22 protein-coding genes are annotated in these 22575 nt (G+C 71.3%); 15 read left to right on the plus strand and 7 right to left on the minus strand.

The window, feature by feature from the left end:
- Nucleotides 1-138: 138 nt before the first annotated feature.
- Nucleotides 139-1752, plus strand: a complete 1614-nt coding sequence (locus AB0O21_RS09365; protein WP_365168241.1) for a GMC oxidoreductase — start codon at nt 139-141, stop codon at nt 1750-1752.
- 34 nt (nt 1753-1786) lie between these two features.
- Here the strand turns inward: AB0O21_RS09365 and AB0O21_RS09370 are convergent, their stop codons facing one another.
- Nucleotides 1787-3583 (minus strand): AMP-dependent synthetase/ligase, encoded by a 1797-nt coding sequence (locus AB0O21_RS09370; protein WP_365168244.1) that lies wholly within the window; start codon nt 3581-3583, stop codon nt 1787-1789.
- A gap of 229 nt (nt 3584-3812) precedes the next feature.
- Between AB0O21_RS09370 and AB0O21_RS09375 the strand changes: the two genes are divergently transcribed.
- From AB0O21_RS09375 to AB0O21_RS09400, 6 genes are all read left to right on the plus strand, one after another.
- On the plus strand, nt 3813-4613 hold the full coding sequence (locus AB0O21_RS09375; protein WP_365168246.1) for a metallophosphoesterase: 801 nt from the start codon (nt 3813-3815) through the stop codon (nt 4611-4613).
- A gap of 80 nt (nt 4614-4693) precedes the next feature.
- Nucleotides 4694-5134 (plus strand): SRPBCC family protein, encoded by a 441-nt coding sequence (locus AB0O21_RS09380; RefSeq protein ID WP_365168249.1) that lies wholly within the window; start codon nt 4694-4696, stop codon nt 5132-5134.
- Between the two features lie 227 nt (nt 5135-5361).
- On the plus strand, nt 5362-6492 hold the full coding sequence (locus AB0O21_RS09385) for an ArsA-related P-loop ATPase (RefSeq protein WP_365168251.1): 1131 nt from the start codon (nt 5362-5364) through the stop codon (nt 6490-6492).
- Nucleotides 6493-6568: 76 nt separating this feature from the next.
- On the plus strand, nt 6569-7033 hold the full coding sequence (locus AB0O21_RS09390) for a DUF5304 domain-containing protein (RefSeq protein WP_365168254.1): 465 nt from the start codon (nt 6569-6571) through the stop codon (nt 7031-7033).
- A gap of 61 nt (nt 7034-7094) precedes the next feature.
- The gene (locus AB0O21_RS09395; RefSeq protein WP_365168256.1) at nt 7095-8036 is read left to right on the plus strand and encodes an ROK family glucokinase; all 942 of its coding nucleotides are present in this window, start codon (nt 7095-7097) and stop codon (nt 8034-8036) included.
- Nucleotides 8037-8106: 70 nt separating this feature from the next.
- Nucleotides 8107-8868, plus strand: a complete 762-nt coding sequence (locus AB0O21_RS09400) for an endonuclease/exonuclease/phosphatase family protein (RefSeq protein ID WP_365168258.1) — start codon at nt 8107-8109, stop codon at nt 8866-8868.
- 137 nt (nt 8869-9005) lie between these two features.
- Here the strand turns inward: AB0O21_RS09400 and AB0O21_RS09405 are convergent, their stop codons facing one another.
- Together AB0O21_RS09405 and AB0O21_RS09410 are read right to left on the minus strand one after the other, a co-directional pair.
- Nucleotides 9006-9578, minus strand: a complete 573-nt coding sequence (locus AB0O21_RS09405; RefSeq protein ID WP_365168261.1) for a hypothetical protein — start codon at nt 9576-9578, stop codon at nt 9006-9008.
- Nucleotides 9571-10353 carry an alpha/beta fold hydrolase gene (locus tag AB0O21_RS09410; protein WP_365168330.1) on the minus strand — a complete coding sequence of 261 codons (783 nt, stop codon included), beginning with the start codon at nt 10351-10353 and terminating at the stop codon, nt 9571-9573. The genes AB0O21_RS09405 and AB0O21_RS09410 overlap by 8 nt, the downstream gene beginning before the upstream one ends.
- A 171-nt stretch (nt 10354-10524) precedes the next feature.
- Between AB0O21_RS09410 and AB0O21_RS09415 the strand changes: the two genes are divergently transcribed.
- From AB0O21_RS09415 to AB0O21_RS09435, 5 genes are all read left to right on the plus strand, one after another.
- Nucleotides 10525-11244 (plus strand): lysophospholipid acyltransferase family protein, encoded by a 720-nt coding sequence (locus AB0O21_RS09415; RefSeq protein WP_365168332.1) that lies wholly within the window; start codon nt 10525-10527, stop codon nt 11242-11244.
- 46 nt (nt 11245-11290) lie between these two features.
- Nucleotides 11291-12505 (plus strand): DUF5931 domain-containing protein, encoded by a 1215-nt coding sequence (locus AB0O21_RS09420; protein ID WP_365168264.1) that lies wholly within the window; start codon nt 11291-11293, stop codon nt 12503-12505.
- The gene (locus AB0O21_RS09425) at nt 12505-13185 is read left to right on the plus strand and encodes a response regulator transcription factor (protein ID WP_365168267.1); all 681 of its coding nucleotides are present in this window, start codon (nt 12505-12507) and stop codon (nt 13183-13185) included. The genes AB0O21_RS09420 and AB0O21_RS09425 overlap by 1 nt, the downstream gene beginning before the upstream one ends.
- 153 nt (nt 13186-13338) lie before the next feature.
- Nucleotides 13339-14367 carry a 6-phosphofructokinase gene (locus tag AB0O21_RS09430; protein WP_365168334.1) on the plus strand — a complete coding sequence of 343 codons (1029 nt, stop codon included), beginning with the start codon at nt 13339-13341 and terminating at the stop codon, nt 14365-14367.
- Between the two features lie 71 nt (nt 14368-14438).
- Nucleotides 14439-15431 carry a 2-hydroxyacid dehydrogenase gene (locus AB0O21_RS09435; RefSeq protein ID WP_365168270.1) on the plus strand — a complete coding sequence of 331 codons (993 nt, stop codon included), beginning with the start codon at nt 14439-14441 and terminating at the stop codon, nt 15429-15431.
- Between the two features lie 187 nt (nt 15432-15618).
- On the opposite strand, the gene AB0O21_RS09440 is transcribed toward AB0O21_RS09435, so the two are convergent.
- Nucleotides 15619-17496 carry an anthranilate synthase family protein gene (locus AB0O21_RS09440; protein ID WP_365168272.1) on the minus strand — a complete coding sequence of 626 codons (1878 nt, stop codon included), beginning with the start codon at nt 17494-17496 and terminating at the stop codon, nt 15619-15621.
- Nucleotides 17497-17830: 334 nt separating this feature from the next.
- Here AB0O21_RS09440 and AB0O21_RS09445 point away from each other — a divergent pair, with 334 nt between their 5' ends.
- Both AB0O21_RS09445 and AB0O21_RS09450 read left to right on the plus strand, forming a co-directional pair.
- Nucleotides 17831-19186, plus strand: coding sequence for a class II 3-deoxy-7-phosphoheptulonate synthase (locus tag AB0O21_RS09445; RefSeq protein WP_365168274.1), 1356 nt, complete (start codon nt 17831-17833; stop codon nt 19184-19186).
- Between the two features lie 171 nt (nt 19187-19357).
- Nucleotides 19358-19633, plus strand: coding sequence for a (2Fe-2S)-binding protein (locus AB0O21_RS09450; protein WP_365168276.1), 276 nt, complete (start codon nt 19358-19360; stop codon nt 19631-19633).
- A 6-nt stretch (nt 19634-19639) separates the two neighbouring features.
- Here AB0O21_RS09450 and bfr read toward each other — a convergent pair whose 3' ends face one another.
- Nucleotides 19640-20116, minus strand: coding sequence for a bacterioferritin (gene bfr, locus AB0O21_RS09455; RefSeq protein ID WP_272257196.1), 477 nt, complete (start codon nt 20114-20116; stop codon nt 19640-19642).
- 186 nt (nt 20117-20302) lie between these two features.
- Between bfr and AB0O21_RS09460 the strand changes: the two genes are divergently transcribed.
- The gene (locus AB0O21_RS09460) at nt 20303-20935 is read left to right on the plus strand and encodes a sulfite oxidase-like oxidoreductase (RefSeq protein ID WP_365168278.1); all 633 of its coding nucleotides are present in this window, start codon (nt 20303-20305) and stop codon (nt 20933-20935) included.
- Nucleotides 20936-20972: 37 nt separating this feature from the next.
- On the opposite strand, the gene AB0O21_RS09465 is transcribed toward AB0O21_RS09460, so the two are convergent.
- Together AB0O21_RS09465 and AB0O21_RS09470 are read right to left on the minus strand one after the other, a co-directional pair.
- Nucleotides 20973-21614, minus strand: coding sequence for a DUF4396 domain-containing protein (locus AB0O21_RS09465; RefSeq protein WP_365168280.1), 642 nt, complete (start codon nt 21612-21614; stop codon nt 20973-20975).
- 96 nt (nt 21615-21710) lie between these two features.
- Complete coding sequence (locus AB0O21_RS09470) at nt 21711-22568, minus strand: deoxyribonuclease IV (protein WP_365168337.1); 858 nt, start codon at nt 22566-22568, stop codon at nt 21711-21713.
- Nucleotides 22569-22575 lie beyond the last annotated feature (7 nt).

Here is a 22575-nt window from a genome sequence, read left to right on the forward strand (position 1 = left end):
GAGGAGCGGGGTACGGGGCGGAGCCCCGGGGCTTTGAGCCGCACCGGCAGGGGCAGCCGCAGCCACACCTGACTGTCACTCAGAACTCTGGCAGCACCGCCTCTGGGGGGACGGCCGGATTCCGCCCATGATGCGGCCATGACACCACACCTGACGCGCCGTCACCTCCTGGGGATCGGCGCCCTCCAGACCGCCGCCGCGCTCGGCTTCACCCGGATCGGGCTGCAATCCGCCGCAGCCGCCGAGCCCGCCGCCACCCAGTACGCGCCCGCCATCGTCGTCGGCTCCGGCTACGGATCGGCGGTCGCCGCGCTCCGGCTCGGCCAGGCCGGCGTGCGTACCGTCGTCCTCGAAATGGGCCGGCTCTGGGACACCCCCGGGCCCGACGGCAAGGTCTTCCCCTCCACCTCCGCCCCCGACCACCGCTCCATGTGGTTCCGCAACCGCACCGAGGCCCCGCTCGCCCAGTTCCTCTGGCTCGACGTGGTCAACCGCGACATCAGCCCGTACCCGGGCGTCCTGGACCGCGTGAACTACGGCGACATGTCCGTGTACGTGGGGCGGGGGGTGGGCGGAGGCTCGCTCGTCAACGGCGGCATGGCGCCGACGCCCCGCCGCTCCTACTTCTCCGAGGTGCTGCCCCAGGTCGACGCCGACGAGATGTACGGCACCTACTTCCCCCGCGCCCGCGCCATGCTCGGAGTCAACGACATCGACCCCGCCTGGTTCGAGTCCACGGAGTGGTACCGCTTCGCCCGGATCTCCCGCAAGCACGCCCACAACGCGGGCCTGAAGACCGTCTTCGTCCCCAACGTCTACGACTTCGAGTACATGAAGCGCGAGGCGGCCGGCACCGCCACCAGGTCCGCCCTGGCCGGCGAGGTCATCTACGGCAACAACCACGGCAAGAAGAGCGTCGACAAGACCTACCTCGCCGCCGCCCTCGGCACCGGCAACGTCACCATCGAGACCCTGCAGCGCGTCGTCGCCGTACGCCAGGACCCGGCCGGCGGCTACGTCCTCACCGTGCAGACCAGCGACCTCAGCGGCCGCGTCACGCAGGTCCGCGAACTCGGCTGCAAGCAGCTCTTCCTCGGGGCGGGCAGCCTCGGCACCACCGAGATCCTGCTGCGCGCCCGCGAGACCGGCGCGCTGCCCGCGCTCAGCGACAAGGTCGGGCTCGGCTGGGGCCACAACGGCAACGTCATGACGGCCCGCGCCAACCACCTCTGGGACACCGTCGGCGCCAACCAGGCCACCATGCCCGCGATGGGCATCGACGACTGGGACAACGCCTCGAACCCGGTCTTCGCCGAGATCGCCCCGCTCCCCATGGGGCTGGAGCACTGGATCTCGATGTACCTGGCCATCACCAAGAACCCGGAGCGCGGGCACTTCACGTACGACGCGGCCACCGACTCGGCCCGGCTCAACTGGCGCAGGGACCAGAACACGCCCTCGGTCAACGCGGCGAAGTGCCTCTTCGACCGCATCAACCTGAAGAACTTCACGATGTACCGCTACGACCTGTTCGGCGACAACAAGGCCTTCGCGGACAACTTCACCTACCACCCGCTCGGCGGCTGCGTCCTGGGGGCGGCCACCGACGCGTACGGGCGGGCGAAGGGCTACCAGGGGCTGTACGTGGTCGACGGCTCCCTGGTCCCCGGGTCGCTCGGCGTGAATCCGTTCGTGACCATCACCGCCCTCGCGGAGCGGAACATGGCCCGGATTCTCGCCGACCCCCGCTGACAGCGGCCTCCGGCCGCGGGGAGGCAAGGGGCGGCTAGCCCCGGTACAGCGCCTCGATCTCGTCCGCGAAGTCCTTCGCCACCACGTTGCGCTTCAGCTTCAGCGACGGCGTGATGTGGCCCGACTCCTCCGTGAACTGGGAGGGCAGAATGCGGAATTTCCGCACCGATTCCGCCTTGGATACCGCCGCGTTGCCGTCGTCCACGGCCTTCTGGACGGCGGCGACCAGCTCCGCGTCCTCGCGCAGCTCCGCCGCCGTCACCCCGGCCGGCTTGCCGTTCTCCGCGGCCCACCGGCCGAGGAACTCCTCGTCGATGGTGACCAGCGCGGCCACGAACGGGCGCCCGTCACCGACCACCATGCACTCCGCGACCAGCGCGTGCGCCCGGATCCGGTCCTCGATGACGGCGGGCGCGACGTTCTTGCCGCCGGCCGTGACGATGAGTTCCTTCTTGCGGCCGGTGATCGCGAGGTAGCCGTCCTCGTCGAGCGTGCCGACGTCGCCGGTGTGGAACCAGCCGTCGGTCAGCGCGTCGGCGGTCGCCGCCTCGTTCTGCCAGTACTCCTTGAAGATGTGCTCGCCGTGCAGCAGCACCTCGCCGTCGTCCGCGATGCGCACGACGGAACCGGGAAGCGGCTGGCCGACCGTACCGATCTTCGTCTTGTCCCACGGGTTGAAGGCCGTGGCCGCACAGGACTCGGTCAGGCCGTAGCCCTCCAGCACCGTGAAGCCGATGCCGCGGAAGAAGTGCCCGAGGCGCTCGCCCAGCGGGGCGCCGCCCGAGATCGCGTACTCGCCGCGCCCGCCCAGGACCGTGTGCAGCTTGCTGTAGACCAGCTTGGTGAAGAGCTTGTGCTTGAGCTTCAGGCCGAAGGACGGGCCGCCCGGGGCGTCGAGCGCCTTGCTGTACGCGATCGCCGTCTCGGCGGCCGCGTCGAAGATCTTGCCCTTGCCGTCGGCCTGGGCCTTGGCGCGCGCCGAGTTGTAGACCTTCTCGAAGACGCGCGGCACGCCGAGGATCAGCGTGGGCCGGAAGGACTGGAGCTCGTCCGTCAGGTTCTTGATGTCCGGTACGCAGCCCAGCCGGATCGGCGCCAGGACGGCCGCCACCTCCACCAGGCGCCCGAAGACGTGCGCGGCCGGCAGGAAGAGCAGCACCGAGCACTCGCCGGTGCGGAAGAGCGGGCGGAGCCGCTCCACGACGTTGCCGCACTCGGCGAAGAAGTTGCGGTGGGTCAGCACGCAGCCCTTGGGGCGGCCGGTGGTGCCCGAGGTGTAGACGATCGTGGCCGGGTCGTCGGCGACGGCGGTGCTGCTGCGCTCGTCGACCTCGGCGTCGGTGACCCCGGCACCCGCGGCCTTCAGCGCCTCGACGGCGCCCTGCTCGATCTCCCAGACCTCGCGCAGCTCCGGCAGCCGGTCGCGCAGGGTGGCGACGGACGCGCTGTGCCCGGGGCTCTCCACGACGACGGCGACGGCGCCGGAGTCGCCGAGGATCCACTGGACCTGCTCGGGGGAGCTGGTCTCGTAGACGGGGACGGTGACACCGCCCGCGGTCCAGATCGCGAAGTCGATCAGCACCCACTCGTAGCGGGTGCGGGAGATGAGGGCGACCCGGTCGCCGGGGCGGACGCCCGCCGCAATCAGGCCCTTGGCGGTGGCCCGGACCTCGGCCAGGAACTCGGTCGCGGTCACGTCCTGCCACCGGCCGTCGACCTTGCGGCTCATGACGGCGGTGTCTGGATGCTGCGCGGCATTGCGGCGGATGAGATCCGTCAGGTTCCCGTCCGACGGGACCTCGTACAGGGCCGGAAGGCTGAACTCGCGCAAGACTGCTGCTCCTCTGGGCGCCATCGCCACGATGTGGACCGACCGGACGTTACCCACCAGTAGTGGGTTCCCGATAGAGGGAACCGGCCAGATGTTCCGTGCGTCACACGACACGGCCCCCACGAGCCGACACTAGTCGACCCGGTTTGCGACTCGGAAGTAACCGCAGGTCCGGCAGGCTGCCCCAGGCCCACTACCCGGGGTTACCCCACGCCCCTAGGGTGGCCGCATGGGTGGCAGCACGCGTGGCAGGAAAAGCCGCACACGGATCCACGTCGTCAGCGACGTGCACGGCAACGCCGAGGCCCTCGCCCGGGCGGGGGAGGGCGCCGACGCCCTGATCTGCCTCGGCGACCTCGTCCTCTTCCTCGACTACGCCGACCACTCGCGCGGGATCTTCCCCGACCTCTTCGGCATCGAGAACGCCGACCACATCGTCGAACTGCGCACCGCCCGCCGATTCGCCGAGGCACACGCCTTCGGCCGGCAGCTGTGGGACGGGCTCGACCGGGACCGGCTGATCGAGGGCGCGGTCCGCCGCCAGTACGCGGAGATGTTCGCCGCCTTCCCGAACCCCACCTACGCCACCTACGGCAATGTCGACATCCCGGGACTGTGGCCCGAGTACGCCGACAGCCGCCCCGGCATCACCGTGCTCGACGGGCAGCGGGCCGAGATCGGCGGCCGCGTCTTCGGCTTCGTCGGCGGCGGACTGCCCTCGCCGATGCGCACCCCGTACGAGGTGGACGTCGAGGAGTACGCGGCCAAGGTGGAGGCGCTCGGCGAAGTCGACGTACTGTGCTCGCACATCCCGCCCGAGGTGCCCGAGCTCTGCTACGACACCGTGGCACGCCGCTTCGAACGGGGCAGCGAGGCCCTGCTCGCCGCGATCCGGCGGACCAGGCCCCGGTACGCCCTCTTCGGACACGTGCACCAGCCGCTGGCGCGGCGGATGCGGATCGGGAACACCGAGTGCGTGAACGTGGGGCACTTCGCCGCCACCGGAAGGCCATGGGCCCTGGAGTGGTGACCATCGCACGCACGGTAGCCTTCGGAGCGGCGGCCCCAGGCCGCACACTTCCTCGAACACTCCCCGGAGGAGCCACCGCGATGGCGGAACACACCAGCTCAAGCATCACGATCGACGCCTCCCCGGCCGACGTGATGGCCGTGATCTCCGACTTCGCCCGCTACCCCGAGTGGACCGGCGAGGTGAAGGAGGCCGAGGTCCTGGCCACCGACGCCGAGGGCCGCGCGGCGCAGGTGCGGCTGCTGCTCGACGCCGGCGCGATCAAGGACGACCACGTCCTCGGCTACACCTGGACCGGCGCGGACGAGGTCAGCTGGACCCTCGTCAAGTCCCAGATGCTGCGGCAGCTTGACGGCTCGTACCGGCTGGCGCCGGTGGACGGCGGCAAGCGCACGGAGGTCACCTACCAGCTGACGGTGGACGTCAAGATCCCGATGCTGGGCATGATCAAGCGCAAGGCGGAGAAGGTCATCATCGACCGGGCGCTGGCGGGCCTGAAGAAGCGCGTCGAAGCCGTCTGACTCCCGTCGGGGCGCGCGCTGGTTCCGGGTGCGCCGCCGCCGCTGGGGCTCCGCCCCAGACCCCGCGCCTCAAACGCCGGCGAGGCTGGAATTCGCTTCGCAAATCCAGCCCTGCCGGGCGAGAATCCAGCCCCTCCGGCGTTTGAGGAGCGGGGTACGGGGCGGAGCCCCGGATCTTTGAGCCGCACGGCCGGGCGGCGGCGGACCTCACACCCACGCGGAGCGACGTGCACACCCTGCTGATCACCGGCCCCGGCGGAGCCGGGAAGTCCACCGTGGCCGCGGCCACCGCCATCGCCGCCGCACGCGAAGGCCGCCGGGTAGTGCTGCTGACCGCCGACGGAGTCGAACCGGCCGACCGGCTCCGCGTGGCCCGCCTGGACTCCGGCCAGGAGTTCCGGGACGAGATCGTCGCCCTCCAGGAGCGCGGCTCCGCGCTGCTCGGGATGGTCGGGGCCCGCCCCCTCACGGCCGAGGAGCTCACCGAGCTGCCCGGCGCCGAGGAGTTCGCCCTGCTCCGCGCCGTCCGCCGGGCGGCCACCGCGCCCGACACCGACCTCGTCGTCGTCGACCTGCCCCCGCTCCACCGGGCCGTCACCACCCTCGCCCTCCCCGCCCAGCTGCGCCGCTACCTCGCCCGCCTGCTCCCCGCGGAGCGCCAGGCCGCCCGCGCGCTGCGTCCCGTACTGGCCCAGCTGGCCGGAGTGCCCATGCCCGCGCAGTGGCTCTACGAGACCGCCGCCCGCTGGGACGAGGAGCTCGCCGCCGTGCAGGCCGTCGTCGAGGCCGACACCACCGAGGTACGGCTCGTCGCCGAGCCGGGACCGGCCTCCGCCGACGCGCTGCGCCTCGGCCGGCTCGGGCTCGCACTCCAGCAGCTGCCCGTCTCCGCCGTCGTCGCCAACCGGCTCCTCCCGCAGGGCTCGGCCGACCCCTGGCTCACCGGCCTCGCCGCCCAGCAGGAGAAGCACGCCGCAGAGTGGGCCGCCGAACTCCCGGTGATCCCCCTCGCCCACCTCGGCCGGGACCCCCGCGGCCCCCAGGACCTGGCCCTCCTCGCGGAAACGGCCGGGCTCGTGCCGCAGCCGCCGGCACCCCGCCGCGGCTGGGCCGTCGAGGACCGCCGCGCCGAGGACGGGGTGCTCGTCTGGGAGGTGCCGCTGCCCGGCGCCCGCAAGAGCGAGCTCGACCTGATCCGCCGCGGCGACGAGCTGCTCCTCACCGCCGGCCCCTACCGCAGGATCGTTCCGCTGCCCTCCGTCCTGCGCCGCTGCTCCGTCTCCGGCGCCGCCCTCGCCGACGGCGTGCTCCGCATCCGCTTCACCCCGGACCCGGGCCTGTGGCCCCGTACGCCCTGAAGCAGCCTGATCCGCGTACCCCCATTCGGGTAAGGTCGAAAGAGGCCGCACCGAACGCCCGCAAGGAGAATCCGCGATGAGCGAGGCCACCGAACGACCCACCGACGACGACGCCTGGGCCAAGGCCTGCGCCGAGGACCTCGCCGCCGAGAAGGAGCGCCTGCGCGGACAGGGCCAGACCGGCGCCGGGTCCACCGGGACCGCCGCCGAGGAGCTGTTCAAGCTCTTCGAGGCCGTCGCCGACAAGGTCTCCTCCCTGAACAACCCGCTGTTCGGAGCCGCCGCACAGGGCGCGGTACGCCAGTTCGTCGACCAGGCCAAGACCGCGGCCAAGCCCGTCATCGAGCGCAACCCCGAGGTCTTCGACCACCTCGCGGCAGCCGGTTCCGAGCTCCTCGCCGCCTACCGCTCCGCCGTCGAGGGCCACGAACGCCGCTGGACGCGCGACGAGCCCCCGGCCCCCCGCACGGCACCCCAGGACCGCGACCCGCGCGACGAGGGCCCCGACGCAGGCCCCGGCCAGCGGATCGATCTCGACTGATCCTCCCGCGCCCTCGGGTACGGTTGGCCGTGGCGGGGTTTGACCGGAAACCGAGGGACTAATGGGACTCACCATCGGCGTCGACATCGGCGGCACGAAGATCGCGGCCGGCGTGGTCGACGAAGAGGGCACCATCCTTGAGACGTACAAGGTGCCCACCCCGCCGACCGCGGACGGCGTGACGGAGGCCATCTGCGCCGCCGTCGCCGAGGTCAGCAGCAACCACACCATCGACGCGGTCGGCATCGGCGCCGCCGGATACGTGGACGACAAGCGCGCCACCGTGCTCTTCGCGCCGAACATCAACTGGCGCCACGAGCCGCTCAAGGACAAGGTCGAGCAGCGCATCGGCCTGCCCGTGGTCGTCGAGAACGACGCGAACTGCGCGGCCTGGGGCGAGTACCGCTTCGGCGCCGGCCAGGGCCACGAGGACGTCATCTGCATCACGCTCGGCACCGGCCTGGGCGGCGGCATCATCATCGGCAACAAGCTGCGGCGCGGACGCTTCGGCGTCGCCGCCGAGTTCGGGCACATCCGCGTCGTCCCCGACGGCCTGCTGTGCGGCTGCGGCAGCCAGGGCTGCTGGGAGCAGTACGCCTCCGGGCGCGCGCTGGTCCGGTACGCGAAGCAGCGCGCCAACGCCACCCCCGAGAACGCGGTGGCCCTGCTCGCGCTCGGCGACGGCACCCCCGAGGGCATCGAGGGCAAGCACATCAGCCAGGCCGCGCGGGCCGGTGACCTGGTCGCGATCGACGCCTTCCGCGAGCTGGCCCGCTGGGCCGGAGCCGGGCTGGCCGACCTGGCTTCCCTTTTCGACCCGTCGGCGTTCATCGTCGGCGGCGGGGTCTCCGACGAGGGCGACCTCGTCCTCGACCCGATCCGCAAGTCCTTCAAGCGCTGGCTGGTCGGCGGCGCCTGGCGCCCGCACGCGCAGGTGCTGGCCGCTCAGCTCGGCGGCAAGGCCGGGCTCGTCGGCGCGGCGGACCTGGCCCGCCAGGGCTGACGCCCAATTGCTCCCGGACCGCCCGCCGCGCCCCCTGGGGGAGCGGCGGGCGGCCGCATATCTTGCGGGCATGGACCAGTTGCTGCCTTCGCTGCCGAAGTCCCGTACGGAGCCGGACGGTTCTGCCGTGATCCGGGTCCTCAGCTACAACATCCGCTCGCTGCGCGACGACGAGGACGCCCTGGCCAGGGTCATCCGGGCGTGCGAACCCGACCTGGTCTTCGTCCAGGAAGCGCCCCTGTTCTTCCGGTGGCGCAAGCACGCGGCACGGCTCGCCGCGAAGTCCGAACTGGTGGTGCTGAGCGGCGGCGCCACGGCGGCCGGTCCGCTGCTGCTGTGCTCGCTACGGGCCTTCGTGGAGCGCAGTGAGGACGTGCTGCTGCCGCTGACCCCCGGCCTGCACCGGCGGGGCCTCGCCACGGCGGTGGTCCGCTTCGCGGGGGCCCGGGTGGGGGTCGTCAGCACCCACCTGTCGCTGGACAAGGCCGAACGCGGGGCGCAGGCGGGGCTCCTCCTGGACCGGGTCGCCTCGATGGACGTGCCGTACGCGATCGTGGCCGGTGACGTGAACGAGACCCCGGGGGGCCCGGCCTTCAGCCGGCTCTCCGAGACCTTCCAGGACTGCTGGTCGGTCGCCCCCTGGGGCGGGGAGCCGACCTTCCCGGCGGCGGCGCCGGACCGCCGCATCGACGCGGTGTTCGCCTCGCGGGGGGTGGAGGTGCTGGCCTGCGGTGTCCCTGCGGGGCTGCCGGGGGTCTCCTCCCGCGACCTCCGCACGGCCACGGACCACCTCCCGGTCCTGGCAGCCGTTCGCCTCCCGGCTGGGGGGTAGCCGAACGGTCCGGCGCGCCGCCGCTACCGGGGGCCGGCCCCCGGACCCCCGCGCCTCAAACGCCGGCGGGGCTGGAGGTTCCAGCCCGTCCGGCGATTGAGGAGCGGGGTCTGGGGCGGAGCCCCAGGGGCCCCGGCCTAGACGACGGCGCCGCGACCCGGGTCGTCGTCATCGTCGTCGCCCTGCGCCATCCGCGCGACCAGCGTCGCGAAGCCGCCCAGGAAGCCGCCGATGCCCAGCGTCGTCAGCCACCACGTCATCTCCCACTGCAGCAGCACCGCCAGCAGCAACAGCACCGGGCCGCCGACCACCGCCAGCCAGGCGAACTTCGACGTGGTGTCCGCCTCCGGGAGCTCCGGTTCGGGCTGGACGAAGTGTCCCTCGTCCTCGTCCTTCGGCTCCGCCAGGGAATGGTCGCGAGGACCCGGACCCGCCATGCCCACGCCCGGGGCGAAGACCACCGAGCTGCCCAGAGCAGGCGCAGCCGGCGGCTCCGGCTCGGCCTTCGGCTCCGTGTCCGCTCCCGCCTCCGCGTCCGGCGGAGACGGCTTCACGTCCTCCTCCGGCAGCAGCAGGTTCTCGATGGGCCGGAACGGCCTGGCCCCCGGCGGGTCCGGCGGCTCCTGCCCGTAGCCGGCGACGATCGCCGCCCACGCCGCTTCCTCGTCCAGCGGCGGAACTCCGCCCGACTGCTCCTCGTGCTCAGCCACCCGCCTCCGCCCCCTCCCTGCTGTCCATGTCCTGCGCCAGTCGGCCGATGAAGGCGAAGCTGCCCTCGAAGATGCGCTCCGCGTCATGGTCCAACGTCGCGACGTGGTAGCTCTGTTCCAGCAGCGTTTCGGTGACGTCCGTCGACGAGACGCGCGCCAGGACCCGCGCCGAGTCGGCCGGCGGGACGACGTGGTCCTGCGGGCTGTGCAGCAGCAGCAGCGGCTGCGTCACCTGCGGCAGCTCGGCGTCCACGAGCTGGAGGAACTTGCGCAGGGAGTGCGCGGCCCTGGTCGGCACCCGGTCGTAGCCCACCTCGTCCGAGCCCGGCTTCGCGATGTCACTGGCGATGCCCGGCGTCGAGCGGATGAAGTGCTTCGCCACCGGCAGGGTGACCGCCAGCGGGTCGTGCACCTTGTTGGCGGGGTTGACCAGGACGATGCCGCTGATCGCGTCCCCGTGCTTGGCGGCCAGCCGAAGGGTCAGCGCGCCGCCCATCGACAGCCCGAAGACGAACACCCGCTCGCACCGGTCCAGCAGCTCGCGCAGCGCCCGGTCGACCTCCGCGTACCAGTCCTGCCAGCCCGTGAGCTGCATGTCCTGCCATCGCGTCCCGTGCCCGGGCAGCAGCGGCAGGGACACCGTGAGCCCCTTCCCGGCGAGGTACTCGGCCCAGGGGCGCAGCGACTGCGGGGAACCGGTGAAGCCGTGGCAGAGAAGGACGCCGACCTCTCCGCCCTCGTGGCGGAACGGCTCGGCTCCAGGGAGGACGGGCACCAGGGTCTCCTTGATCATGATGTACATCAGGTGGGTGCGTTGCTCTGTGTGACTTCACCGTACGCGACCGGGGTGGCACCGACCAGGGTCGTCGGACCGCTGCCGGGGGAGCCAGGGGATAAGGTCTGATCGACAGGACACAGGAAGGCTCATCAGTTGATCTACGGCGCTATGAAGTTCTCCATCGGAGGGTCCCTGAAGCTCGCCTTCAGGCCGTGGGTGGAGGGCCTCGAGAACATTCCCGCCGAGGGGCCGGCGATCCTCGCGAGCAACCACCTGTCCTTCTCCGACTCCTTCTTCCTGCCGGCCGTACTGGACCGGAAGGTCACCTTCATCGCGAAGGCGGAGTACTTCACCTCCCCGGGCGTCAAGGGCAAGCTGACGGCCGCCTTCTTCAAGGGCGTCGGCCAGCTCCCGGTGGACCGCTCCGGTGCTCGCGGGGCCGGCGAGGCCGCCATCAAGAGCGGCATCGAGGTCATCGAGCGCGGGGAGCTGTTCGGTATCTACCCCGAGGGGACGCGTTCACCCGACGGCCGCCTCTACCGGGGCAAGCCCGGCGGGCTGGCCCGGGTGGCCCTGGCCACCGGCGCGCCCGTGATCCCCGTCGCGATGATCGACACGGAGAAGATCCAGCCGCCCGGCAAGGTGGTCCCCAAGCTGATGCGCCCGGGGATCCGGATCGGCAAGCCGCTGGACTTCAGCCGCTACCACGGCATGGACGGCGACCGCTTCATCCTGCGCTCGGTGACCGACGAGGTCATGTACGAGATCATGAAGCTGTCCGGCCAGGAGTACGTGGACATCTACGCGACGGCGGCCAAACGGCAGATCGCCGACGCGGAGAAGGCCGAGAAGGCCGAGAAGCAGAACAAGGACAGCAAGCCGGAGTAGGGCGGGCGGCGGCGTTACCGACCGCCGCGGCGCGGGGGTGGGGGAGATGGCGAAACGCGAACGCGTCGTGCGCATGTCGGTCGAGCAGCCGCTCTGGCGTGCCCTGACGGCGTACCGGCTGCTGACGATGGTCTACGCGGCGCTGCTGTTCGCCTCCGCGTACAAGCGGTTCGACCAGCCCGGCGTCGCGATCGGCTATCTCGCCGTCCTCGCGGTCTGGACCCTGGCCACCTCCTCCAAGGTGGCCAACGCCGCCAGTTGCACCAAGCGCTTCCTCTGCGCCGACCTCGCCGTCGCGCTCATCGGGATAGCGCTCACCCCGGTCGCCGACACCCACAAGCGGATCGCCGAGGGCGGCCCGACCCTCCCCAGCATCTGGACCGCCGGCGCGGTCCTCGCCTTCGCCCTCAAGGGCGGCTGGCGCTGGGCCTGCTTCGCCTCCACCTTCGTGGCCGTCGCCAACGTGGCCATCCACGGCGGCGACCCCACCCGCGACACCCTGCACAACGTGCTGCTCGTCTGGGTCGCGTCCATCGCCATCGGCTACGTCGTCGAGGTCGCCCGGGCCAGCGAGGCCACCCTGGCCCGCGCCCTGGAGATCGAGGCCGCCACCCGCGAACGCGAGCGCCTCGCCCGCGACATCCACGACGGGGTCCTCCAGGTCCTCGCCATGGTCCAGCGGCGCGGCACCGAACTGGGCGGCGAGGCGGCCGAACTCGGCCGGATGGCGGGCGAACAGGAGGTGGCTCTGCGCACGCTGGTCTCCAGCGGGCTCGTGCACCCCTCCCGGATCTCCCGCGACGAGTCGCTGGGCGCGCTGGTGGCCTCGTACGAGGTGGAGGAGCCCGGCGCCGACGAGGGCGAGGTCGATCTGCGGACGCTCCTCGCCCCGCACGCCGGCTCCCGGGTCAGCTTTGCCGAGCCCGGCACCCCGGTGGAGCTGCCGGTGCCCGCCGCGAAGGAGCTGGCCGCGGCGGTCGGCGCCGCCCTCGACAACGTGCGCAAGCACGCCGGGGTGGAGGCCAGGGCCTGGATCCTGGTCGAGGACTGGGGCGACGAGGTGATCGTCACCGTCCGCGACGACGGCCCGGGCATCCCGGCGGGCCGGCTCGACCAGGCCGAGGGCGAGGGACGGATGGGCGTCGCCCTGTCCATCCGCGGTCGGCTGCGTGACCTCGGCGGCAGCGCCGAGCTGGTGTCCGTCCCCGGACAGGGCACCGAAGTGGAACTGAAAGTACCCAGGGGGAGGACGGCCAAGTGATGAGCGAGCGGACCGAGTTGAACGAGATCAAGGTGATGGTCGTCGACGACCACCCGATGTGGCGGGACGCGGTCGCCCGCGACCTGGCCGCCGCGGGCTTCGACGTGGTGGCCACCGCCGGCGACGGCCCCGAGGCCGTCCGCCGGGCCGGCGCGGTCACCCCGCACGTCCTGGTCCTCGACCTCAACCTGCCCGGCATGCCCGGGGTCCAGGTCTGCAAGGAGCTGGTCGGCGCCAACCCCGCCCTGCGCGTCCTCGTCCTGTCGGCGAGCGGCGAGCACGCGGACGTCCTGGAGGCGGTGAAGTCCGGCGCGACCGGCTACCTGCTGAAGTCCGCGGGCGCCCAGGAGCTGATCGACGCGGTACGCCGCACCGCCGCCGGCGACCCGGTCTTCACCCCCGGCCTGGCCGGGCTCGTCCTCGGCGAGTACCGCCGCCTGGCCACCGACCCGGCGCCGACCGCCTCCGACGAGCCGAAGGCCCCCCAGCTGACCGACCGGGAGACCGAGGTGCTGCGGCTGGTGGCCAAGGGGTTGTCGTACAAGCAGATCGCGGAACGGCTGGTCATCTCGCACCGCACGGTCCAGAACCACGTCCAGAACACCCTGGGCAAGCTCCAGTTGCACAACCGGGTGGAGCTCGTCCGGTACGCCATAGAACGCGGCCTCGACGACGCGTAGCCGCCGCGACGCCCGGTCGAACGTCGTACTTACTCCTCGTACGAGTGAACGGGCGTACGCAACGCCCCGCGATTCCACCGGAATTGGCACTCCACCCCCCTTGCTGTGACCTGCGTCACCACTAGCGTGGCCGTCATGGCGAAGGGAGATGCAATGAAGGTCGGAGTGCTGACCGGCGGCGGAGACTGCCCCGGGCTCAACGCGGTGATCCGCGGCGTCGTACGCAAGGGCGAGCAGGAGTACGGCTACGGGTTCATCGGGTTCAAGGACGGCTGGCGGGGCGCGGTCGAAGGCGCCACCGTCCCCCTGGACATCCCCGCCGTCCGCGGCATCCTGCCCCGCGGCGGCACCATCCTCGGCTCCTCGCGCACCAACCCGTTCAAGGTGGAGGACGGGGTCCGGCGGATCAAGGAGAACCTCGTCAAGTACGAGGTCGACGCGCTCATCGCGATCGGCGGCGAGGACACCCTCGGGGTCGCCGCCAAGCTGTACGAGGAGTACGGCATCCCCTGCGTCGGCGTGCCGAAGACCATCGACAACGACCTGTCGGCGACGGACTACACCTTCGGCTTCGACACCGCCGTCGGCATCGCCACCGAGGCCATCGACCGGCTGCACACCACGGCCGAATCGCACATGCGCGTCCTGGTCGTCGAGGTCATGGGCCGGCACGCCGGCTGGATCGCCCTGCACTCGGGGCTCGCGGGCGGCGCCAACGTCATCCTGATCCCGGAGCAGCGCTTCGACCTGGACCAGGTCTGCGCCTGGGTCACCTCCCGTTTCAAGGCGAGCTACGCACCGATCGTGGTCGTCGCCGAGGGCGCCATGCCCAAGGACGGGGACATGGTGCTGAAGGACGCCACCAAGGACTCCTTCGGGCACGTCCGGCTCTCCGGCGTGGGCGAGTGGCTCGCGAAGGAGATCGAGGCGAGGACAGGCAAGGAAGCCCGCACGACCGTGCTCGGCCACATCCAGCGGGGCGGCACGCCGAGCGCCTTCGACCGCTGGCTGGCCACCCGGTTCGGCCTGCACGCGATCGACGCGGTGCGCGAGCGGGACTTCGGCAAGATGGTCGCGCTCAAGGGGACGGACATCGTCCGCGTGCCGATCGCCGAGGCCACGGCGAAGCTGAAGACGGTGGACCCGGCGCTGTACGAGGAGGTCGGGGTCTTCTTCGGCTGAGCGGTCGGGGGACATGGGTCGTATGGTGACAAACGACCCATGGTCCTACCTCCTACCTGCGGGAGCAAAGCGTGGAGATCCTGGCCTTCGGTGTGACCGCCGACGAGAAGCCGCTCCTGGAACAGGCCTTCGACGGGCAGCACGAGGTCCGCTGCCTCGACGTCTTCCTGAGCGAGGACACCGCGCCGATCGCGGCCGGGTACGAGGTCGTCTCCTCCAGCGTGAACGCCGACCTGAACGGCCGGGTGCTGCGGATCCTGGCGGCGGGCGGAACGAAGCTGATCGCCCAGCGGTCCACCGGCTTCAACAACATCGACCTCGACGTGGCCCGCCGGCTGGGCATGACGGTCAGCCGGGTCTCCTACTACTCGCCCTACTCGGTGGCCGAGTTCGCCTGGGCCCTGGCGATGGCCGTGAACCGGCGGATCGTCCGCGCCTCGAACCGCACCCGGGACTTCGACTTCCGCCTGAACGGCCTGATGGGCCGCGACATGCGCGGCCGCACGGTGGGCGTGCTCGGCACCGGCAAGATCGGCGAGGCCTTCACCCGGATCGCGCACGGCTTCGGCATGAACCTGCTGGGCTGGGACGTGGCGCAGAACCCGGCGTGCGTGGAGCTCGGCATGAAGTACGTGGACAAGGAGGAGCTGTTCGCCTCCTCGGACCTGATCAGCCTGCACGTACCGCTGCTGGAGGCCACGCACCACATCATCGACTCGGCGGCTCTGCGGCTGATGCGGGACGACGCGATCCTGGTGAACTCCAGCCGCGGCGGCCTGGTCGACACGGACGCGCTCGTCTCGGAACTGCGGGCCGGCCGGTTCGCCGGGGTCGGCCTGGACGTGTACGAGGCCGAGGCGGGGGTGTTCTTCCTCGACAAGTCCCTGGTGGCCGTGGAGGACGACACCCTGGCCAGGCTGGTCACCTTCCCGAACGTGGTGGTGACCTCGCACCAGGCGTACTACACGACGGACGCGGTGGGGCAGATCATCGACACCACCGTCCGGAACGTGGCCGACTACCTGGCGGGCCGTCGCTCCGAGAACACGCTCGTGCCCTCCTGACTCCGGTCGGGTGCGGGTGCCGCTGCGCGGAGCCGGTCCCCGCCCCGCCCTTTCTCCGTTTCCTGGGGCTCCGCCCCAGACCCCGCGCCTCAAACGCCGGCGAGGCTGGATCTCCCAGCCGGTCCGGCGTTTGAGCCCCCAGTTTCGGGAAGGGGCGGGGTGGGGGAAGGCCCCGCGTCGCAGCGGATCAGGCCCGCACGGAGGCCCCGGCCACCAGCTCACGCAGCAGCTCCGCGCCGCGCAGGGTGAGGACCGACTCCGGGTGGAACTGGACCCCCGCGAAGCCACCCGCCGCGGAGCGGATCGCGTGGACCTCACCCGTCACGGGATCCCGGGAGACCTCCACACCACCCGGCTCGGAGCCCTCGGCGCAATACGCGGTGTACGTGTTGTAGAAGCCGACCACCTCCTCCGCCCCGAACAGGTCGATCCGCGTCTGCGCCCCCTGCGCCGGCTCCGCCTTGCGGACCAGCGGCAGTCCGAGCTCCGCCGCCAGCAGCTCGTGCCCCAGGCAGACCCCGAGCAGCCCGCCCCGGTGCCCCGCGAGGAGTTCCGCGGCCAGCGCCCGCAGCATCCGCATCTTCGGGTCGGCGGCGTCCGCCGGGTTGCCCGGGCCCGGGCCCAGCACGATCGGGCCCTCCCAGGCCAGGGCCGCCGCCCGCAGGCCCGGATCGTCGTAGCGGCGTACGGTCACCTCCAGCCCCGCCACCCGCAGCACGTGCGCCAGCATCGCCGTGAAGGTGTCCTCGCCGTCGACCACCAGTGCGTGGCCGGCCGGGGACGGGGGCTGCTCCTGCATCCGCAGCCAGAACGGCGCCAGGTCCGCCCGCCGGGCCGCCAGCGCGGCCTGCACCCGGGGGTCCTCCGCCAGCCGGGCCCCCTCGAAGGCCGGCCGGGGCGCGGCCGGCCGGACCCCGAGGGCCGCCAGTACCCCGGCGGCCTTGGCGTGGGTCTCCGCGACCTCGCCCGCCGGGTCGGAGTGCCGCACGAGCGTGGCGCCGACCGGCACCCGCAGCACACCGTCGGGGGCGATGTCGGCGGTGCGGATCAGGATGGGGGAGTCGAGGCTCTGGGCTCCGGAGGCGTCGAGCCCCAGCAGGGCCAGCGCGCCCGCGTAGTAGCCGCGCCCGCCGGCCTCGTACCGTTCGATCACCCGGCAGGCGTTCTGCACCGGCGAGCCGGTCACCGTCGCCGCGAACATCGTCTCGCGCAGCACCTCCCGTACGTCCAGGGAGGAGCGCCCGCGCAGCTCGTACTCGGTGTGCGCGAGGTGGGACATCTCCTTCAGGCGGGGGCCGACGACGACCCCGCCCCGGTCGCCGACCGTGCACATCATCTTGAGCTCCTCGTCGACCACCATCGACAGCTCCTCGGTCTCCTTGCGGTCGCCGAGGAAGGAGAGCAGCGAGTCCACGGTGGGGCCGCCGGCCGGATAGCGGTACGTGCCGCTGATGGGGTTCATGACGACGGTCCCGCCCGCCATCCGGACGTGCACCTCCGGGCTGGCCCCCACCAGCGTGCGCTCCCCGGTGTGGACGACGTACGTCCAATACGCGCCCCGCTCGCCCTCCAGCAGCCGGCGGAACAGGGCGAGGGCGTCGGCCCGGCCGAAGCCGTCGATCCGGCCCTCGTAGGTGCGCCGGATGACGAAGTTCGCGCCCTCGCCGCGGCCGATCTCGTCCTCGATGACCCGCTCGACGGTGGCCGCGTACTCCTCGTCGGGGACGTCGAACCCGCCCCCGTCGACCCGTACGGCGTGCGCGGGCAGCGCGGCCAGTGCCTCTGCAAGGGGGACCTCGTACGCCTCCTCCGCGACCAGCACGCTCAGCGGCGTGCCGTCGTCGCGTACGTCGAATCCGCGCTCCCGGATCTGCCGGAAGGGGACCAGGGCGAGGGTGGGCAGCTCGCGGACGGGCAGGTCGGCGAGGCGCTCGGCCTCATGGACCGGGCCGAGGAGCACCTCGACGGTGTCGTGGTCGCGGCCGGGGGTCCGCCGGCGCAGCAGGGCGAACGGCGGGCAGGAGTCGTCGAGCAGGCGGCTGATCGCCAGGGGCAGCTGGGACATGGGGGCGGGTCGTCCTTCCGGTGGGAGGAGCGGCCCCTGCGTCGTTGAAGAAACGCGGAAGGCCGCCCCTCGGGGCGGCCTTCGCGTCGGTAATGTCGTTTACGTACGCGTGAGGAGTGGGCCGCCGGGAGCGGGCCACCACCAGTTCATGTGCGAGTGCGCGTACATGCTGCGCACCTTAGCCCAGATCGCCCTCCGGGCGCAGGATGTGTCTCATGGCGCGGGATGAACCATGGATTCCGAATTTTTGGGCTCCGTCAACCTTCGAGCCGCTTCCGTCTCATCAGGTGGTCGGAAGGCTGGACGGGGCCATCGACGCCGTAATGTGTACGAGGTGACCGTGAACGCTGAAACCCACGCCCTCGCCGCCAAGGCGACCTGGCGAGACCTTCCCGCGGCGCAGCAGCCTTCGTACCCCGATGCCGAGGCACTGCGCGCTGTCGTCGCGGACCTCGAGTCGTATCCGCCGCTCGTCTTCGCGGGCGAGTGTGACCAGCTGCGCGCCCGCCTGGGAGCCGTCGCCAAGGGCGAGGCGTTCCTGCTGCAGGGCGGCGACTGTGCCGAGGCCTTCGACGCCGTGTCCGCCGACCACATCCGCGCCAAGCTGAAGACGCTGCTCCAGATGAGCGCCGTCCTGACGTACGCGGCCTCCGTGCCCGTCGTGAAGGTCGGCCGCATCGCGGGCCAGTACTCCAAGCCGCGCTCCAAGGACACCGAGACCCGCGACGGCGTCACCCTGCCGACCTACCGCGGTGACTCCGTCAACGGCTTCGCCTTCACCGAAGAGGCCCGGATCCCGGACCCCGAGCGGCTGAAGCGCATGTACCACGCGTCGGCCTCGACGCTGAACCTGGTGCGCGCCTTCACCACCGGTGGCTACGCCGACCTGCGCCAGGTGCACGCCTGGAACCAGGACTTCGTGAAGTCCTCCCCGTCCGGGCAGCGCTACGAGCAGCTCGCGCGGGAGATCGACAACGCGCTGAACTTCATGAAGGCCTGTGGCACCGACCCGGCCGAGTTCAAGGCCGTCGAGTTCTACGCCTCCCACGAGGCGCTGCTGCTCGACTACGAGGGCGCGCTGACCCGTACGGACTCCCGCACCGGCAAGCTGTACGACACCTCGGGCCACATGGTCTGGATCGGTGAGCGCACCCGCCAGCTGGACCACGCGCACATCGAGTTCTGCTCGCAGATCGCCAACCCGATCGGCATCAAGCTCGGCCCCACCACCTCGGTGGACGAGGCGCTGACGTACATCGACCGCCTGGACCCCGAGCGCGAGCCGGGCCGGCTGACCTTCGTCGTCCGCATGGGCGCCGACAAGGTCCGCGACAAGCTCCCCGAGCTCGTCGAGAAGGTCACGGCGTCCGGTGCCACCGTCACCTGGGTCACCGACCCGATGCACGGCAACACCTTCGAGGCGGCCTCCGGCCACAAGACGCGCCGTTTCGACGACGTGCTCGACGAGGTCAAGGGCTTCTTCGAGGTCCACAAGGGCCTCGGCACCCACCCGGGCGGCATCCACGTCGAGCTCACCGGTGACGATGTCACCGAGTGCGTGGGCGGCGGCGACGAGATCTTCGTCGACGACCTGCACCAGCGCTACGAGACGGCCTGCGACCCGCGTCTCAACCGCAGCCAGTCCCTGGACCTGGCGTTCCTGGTCGCGGAGATGTACCGGGACCAGTAAGCCGATCTTTGCGGCGTAGCTTCCTACGACGATGGGGCGCGGATCGATGTGATCCGCGCCCCATCGGCGTATCCGGGTCTTTTAGGGAACCCTAACTTTGGGTACGGTTAGGTAAGCCTCACCGAATAGGGGATGGCTCGCCGAACCATTCCGCCCAGGGAGGTGAACCGCGTGTACGTCTGCTCGTGTTTCGGGATCACCGACAAGCAGGTCAAGGACCACGCGGCCGCCGGGGCCTGCACCCCGCGCCAGATAGCCTCGGCCACCAAGGCCGGCACCGACTGCGGCTCCTGCGTGCGCACCATCCAGGGCATCCTCGGCCGGGGCGCGTGCCCGCGCCGTGAGCTGCTGGAGAAGGGCAACGCGGCGGCCGTCCTCGCCGCGGACCCGGAGCTGGCGGCGGTGGCGGCGCCGATGCCCGCGCCCGAGCTGGCGGAAGCCGCCTGACGGCTGCTAGCTCGGCTGCTCGATCAGCTGCGCGATGTACAGCGGCTCACCCAGGGACTCGATGAGCTCCAGCTGGGTGTCGAGGTAGTCGATGTGGTGCTCCTCGTCCTCCAGGATCTCCTCGAAGAGGCGGGCCGAGGTGACGTCGCCCTTGCCGCGCATGACCTCGATACCGCGCTTGAGCCGGTCGATCGCCTCGACCTCGACCTGGCGGTCCGCCTGGAACATCTCCGTGATCGTCTGGCCGACACGCACGTGGAAGAGGCGCTGGTAGTTCGGCAGACCGTCGAGCATGAGGATGCGCTCGGTGATCTTGTCCGCGTGCTTCATCTCGTCGATGGACTCTTCACGCGTGTACTTGGCGAGCTTGGTCCAGCCCTTGTTGTCCTGGATGCGGTAGTGCAGCCAGTACTGGTTGATGGCCGTCAGCTCGCCGGTCAGCTGCTCGTTCAGAAACTCAAGGACCTCGGGGTCGCCCTGCATCGCAGAGGCTCCTTCCAGGCAATGTCAGCTATGTGACGGGGCAGGTGCGCGCATCCTTGCACCGCCGCTGGGGGCCGTCCAGTAAGTGCCTCCTTAGTGGGAGTTACCGTGACATGCCCTGATCGGTGCTCGTTGTTGGCCCAGACCTGGTCATGACCACCCCGCCAAGTCTGTCACCATGGAGTCATGGGTCAGCCGGAAAGCCGGGAATCTCCGGGAGCAGAGCAGCCGGAGCTTCCTCCGGGGCAGCGGCTGCAGCGCGGCTGGCCGGTCACCCACTACGGGCCCGTACCCAAGTTCAAGCCCGAGCGCTGGGAGTTCCGCGTCTTCGGGGCGACGGCCGACGGCGACAAGCACTGCTGGAACCACGAGGAGTTCACGGCCCTGCCGTTCGACTCGGTCGTGGCGGACCTGCACTGCGTGACGAAGTTCAGCATGCAGGGCGCCGAATGGGGCGGTGTGCTCGCCCGTACCGTCCTCGCCCTGGCGCCGCCCGCGCCGCAGGTCACGCACGTGATGGTGTGGGCCGAGTACGGCTTCAGCTCCAACATGCGGCTGGCCGACTTCGCTTCCGAGCGGACCGTCTTCGCCACCCACGAGGGCGGCGAACTGCTCACCGCCGAGCACGGTTTCCCGCTGCGGCTCGTCGTCCCGCACCTGTACGCCTGGAAGGGCCCCAAGTGGGTCCGCGGCGTCGAGTACATGACCGCCGACCGCCGGGGCTTCTGGGAGGAGCGGGGCTACCACAACATCGGCGACCCCTGGCGCGAGCAGCGTTACTCGTACCAGGAGGAGCCGGGGGACGGCCCCGAGCTGTAAGCGGGAGCCGTCCGCGATCCCCCGATGGTGGTACCCCTCAGTGGTGGTACTGGTGGACGACCGCGTGGCCCTTGCCGCGGCCGATCATCCACTTGTTGACCGGGACCGTGATCACGAAGGCGGCGGCGAGCGCGATCGCGAGGACGATCCAGAACAGCGGCGACGACAGGTGCGCGTCCATCGCGCCGGGCCACAGGGCGATCACTCCGTTGTCGATCAGCTCCATGACGGCGATCGAGAGGGTGTCGGCGGCGAAAGCCACCCGAATGGCCGTACGGAAGTCCACGCCGGCGGCGAGGATCCCGCGCAGGGTGAGCGCGTAGCCGAAGAAGAACGCCAGCACGATCGCCAGCACCATGGTCGGGACGTTCCCCCACCCGAGCGCGGTGCCGATGATCATGCCGAGCACCTCGCCGATGGCGCATCCGGTGAGGCAGTGCAGGGTGGCCTTGGCGGCCATGGCCCAGCTGACCTTGCCGTGGGCGCCGTGGGCTGCGTGGGCTCCGTGGTTGCTGTGGTCGGTGTGGCTGCTGTGGTCGGCGTGCTCGCCGTGGCTGTCGTGGCTGCCGTGTCCGGCGTGGTCGCCGCGCTGGGCGTGGTCGCCGTGCTGCGCGTGTCCCTCGTGCTGCGCGTGCTCGCCGTGTTGGTGATGGTCGTGGTGCGCGTGCGCCTGCTCCATGACAAAAGCCCCCTCATGGGAAAAGCCGGGTAGCGGTTCCGTCGATCTGACAGAACCGTATACCCCCATGGGGTATTCCTCAACAGATTGTTTGGATCACCGCGCGCCGCGCAGCTCCTTCAGCAGCGCCACGTCCGCCGCATGCCCTTCCTTGCCGCCGGGCGTCTCGGTGATCAGCGGTACGCCCTCCATCGCCGGGTGCGTGAACAGCTCGGCAAAGGCCTCCCGGCCGATGTGGCCCTGGCCGATGTTGGCGTGCCGGTCCTTGTGGGCGCCGACGCCCTCCTTGGAGTCGTTCGCGTGGACCAGCTTCAGCCGGCCCTCCCCGACCGTGTCGACGAGCAGATCGAGGGTCTGCTTCGTCCCGCCGGGCTCCGCCAGGTCGTGACCGGCCGCGAAGATGTGGCAGGTGTCCAGGCAGATGCCGAGCATCGGATGGCGGTCGAGCGCCTCGAAGTACGGGCCGAACTCCTCCGCCGTCGAGCACAGCGAGGAACCCTGCCCGGCCGTGGACTCCAGCAGCAGGAAGGGGTCGTCGTCGTGCGTCAGCTCGTCCAGCAGCGGCAGCATGTGCTCCCTGACCTGCGCGTACGCCGCCTCGCGCGGGCGGCCCCCGGTCGCCGAGCCGGTGTGCACGACCACCCCGAGCGCGCCGATCTCCCGGCCTCGGCGCAGCGAGTGGCGCAGTGACTCCACCGACTTCTCGACGGTGGCCTCGGTGTGCGAGCCGAAGTTGATCAGGTACGGCGCGTGCACGTACGCCGGGATCGACTCCGCCGCGCACTCCGCCCGGAACCGCTCGTCCTGCGCCGGACTGCCGACCGGGGTGGCCCAGCCGCGCGGATTGGCGACGAAGACCTGGACGGCCTCGGCGCCCATCTCGCGGGCGTAGGTCAGCCCGACCGAGGCGAGGCCGCCCGCCACGGGGACGTGCCCGCCCACTGGATTGCGTATCACTGCT

It is taken from the genome of Streptomyces sp. NPDC091371 (assembly GCF_040684275.1).
Lineage (GTDB): Bacteria > Actinomycetota > Actinomycetes > Streptomycetales > Streptomycetaceae > Streptomyces.

Bases quoted from the DNA above. Each gene is read 5' to 3' on its own strand.
- AB0O21_RS09365 (WP_365168241.1), top strand. From the start codon at position 139: ATGACACCACACCTGACGCGCCGTCACCTCCTGGGGATCGGCGCCCTC.
- AB0O21_RS09395 (WP_365168256.1), top strand. From the start codon at position 7,095: ATGGGACTCACCATCGGCGTCGACATCGGCGGCACGAAGATCGCGGCC.
- AB0O21_RS09375 (WP_365168246.1), top strand. From the start codon at position 3,813: ATGGGTGGCAGCACGCGTGGCAGGAAAAGCCGCACACGGATCCACGTC.
- AB0O21_RS09390 (WP_365168254.1), top strand. From the start codon at position 6,569: ATGAGCGAGGCCACCGAACGACCCACCGACGACGACGCCTGGGCCAAG.
- AB0O21_RS09380 (WP_365168249.1), top strand. From the start codon at position 4,694: ATGGCGGAACACACCAGCTCAAGCATCACGATCGACGCCTCCCCGGCC.
- bfr (WP_272257196.1), bottom strand. From the start codon at position 20,116: ATGCAGGGCGACCCCGAGGTCCTTGAGTTTCTGAACGAGCAGCTGACC.
- AB0O21_RS09440 (WP_365168272.1), bottom strand. From the start codon at position 17,496: ATGTCCCAGCTGCCCCTGGCGATCAGCCGCCTGCTCGACGACTCCTGC.
- AB0O21_RS09415 (WP_365168332.1), top strand. From the start codon at position 10,525: ATGAAGTTCTCCATCGGAGGGTCCCTGAAGCTCGCCTTCAGGCCGTGG.
- AB0O21_RS09420 (WP_365168264.1), top strand. From the start codon at position 11,291: ATGGCGAAACGCGAACGCGTCGTGCGCATGTCGGTCGAGCAGCCGCTC.
- AB0O21_RS09460 (WP_365168278.1), top strand. From the start codon at position 20,303: ATGGGTCAGCCGGAAAGCCGGGAATCTCCGGGAGCAGAGCAGCCGGAG.
- AB0O21_RS09400 (WP_365168258.1), top strand. From the start codon at position 8,107: ATGGACCAGTTGCTGCCTTCGCTGCCGAAGTCCCGTACGGAGCCGGAC.
- AB0O21_RS09465 (WP_365168280.1), bottom strand. From the start codon at position 21,614: ATGGAGCAGGCGCACGCGCACCACGACCATCACCAACACGGCGAGCAC.
- AB0O21_RS09430 (WP_365168334.1), top strand. From the start codon at position 13,339: ATGAAGGTCGGAGTGCTGACCGGCGGCGGAGACTGCCCCGGGCTCAAC.
- AB0O21_RS09425 (WP_365168267.1), top strand. From the start codon at position 12,505: ATGAGCGAGCGGACCGAGTTGAACGAGATCAAGGTGATGGTCGTCGAC.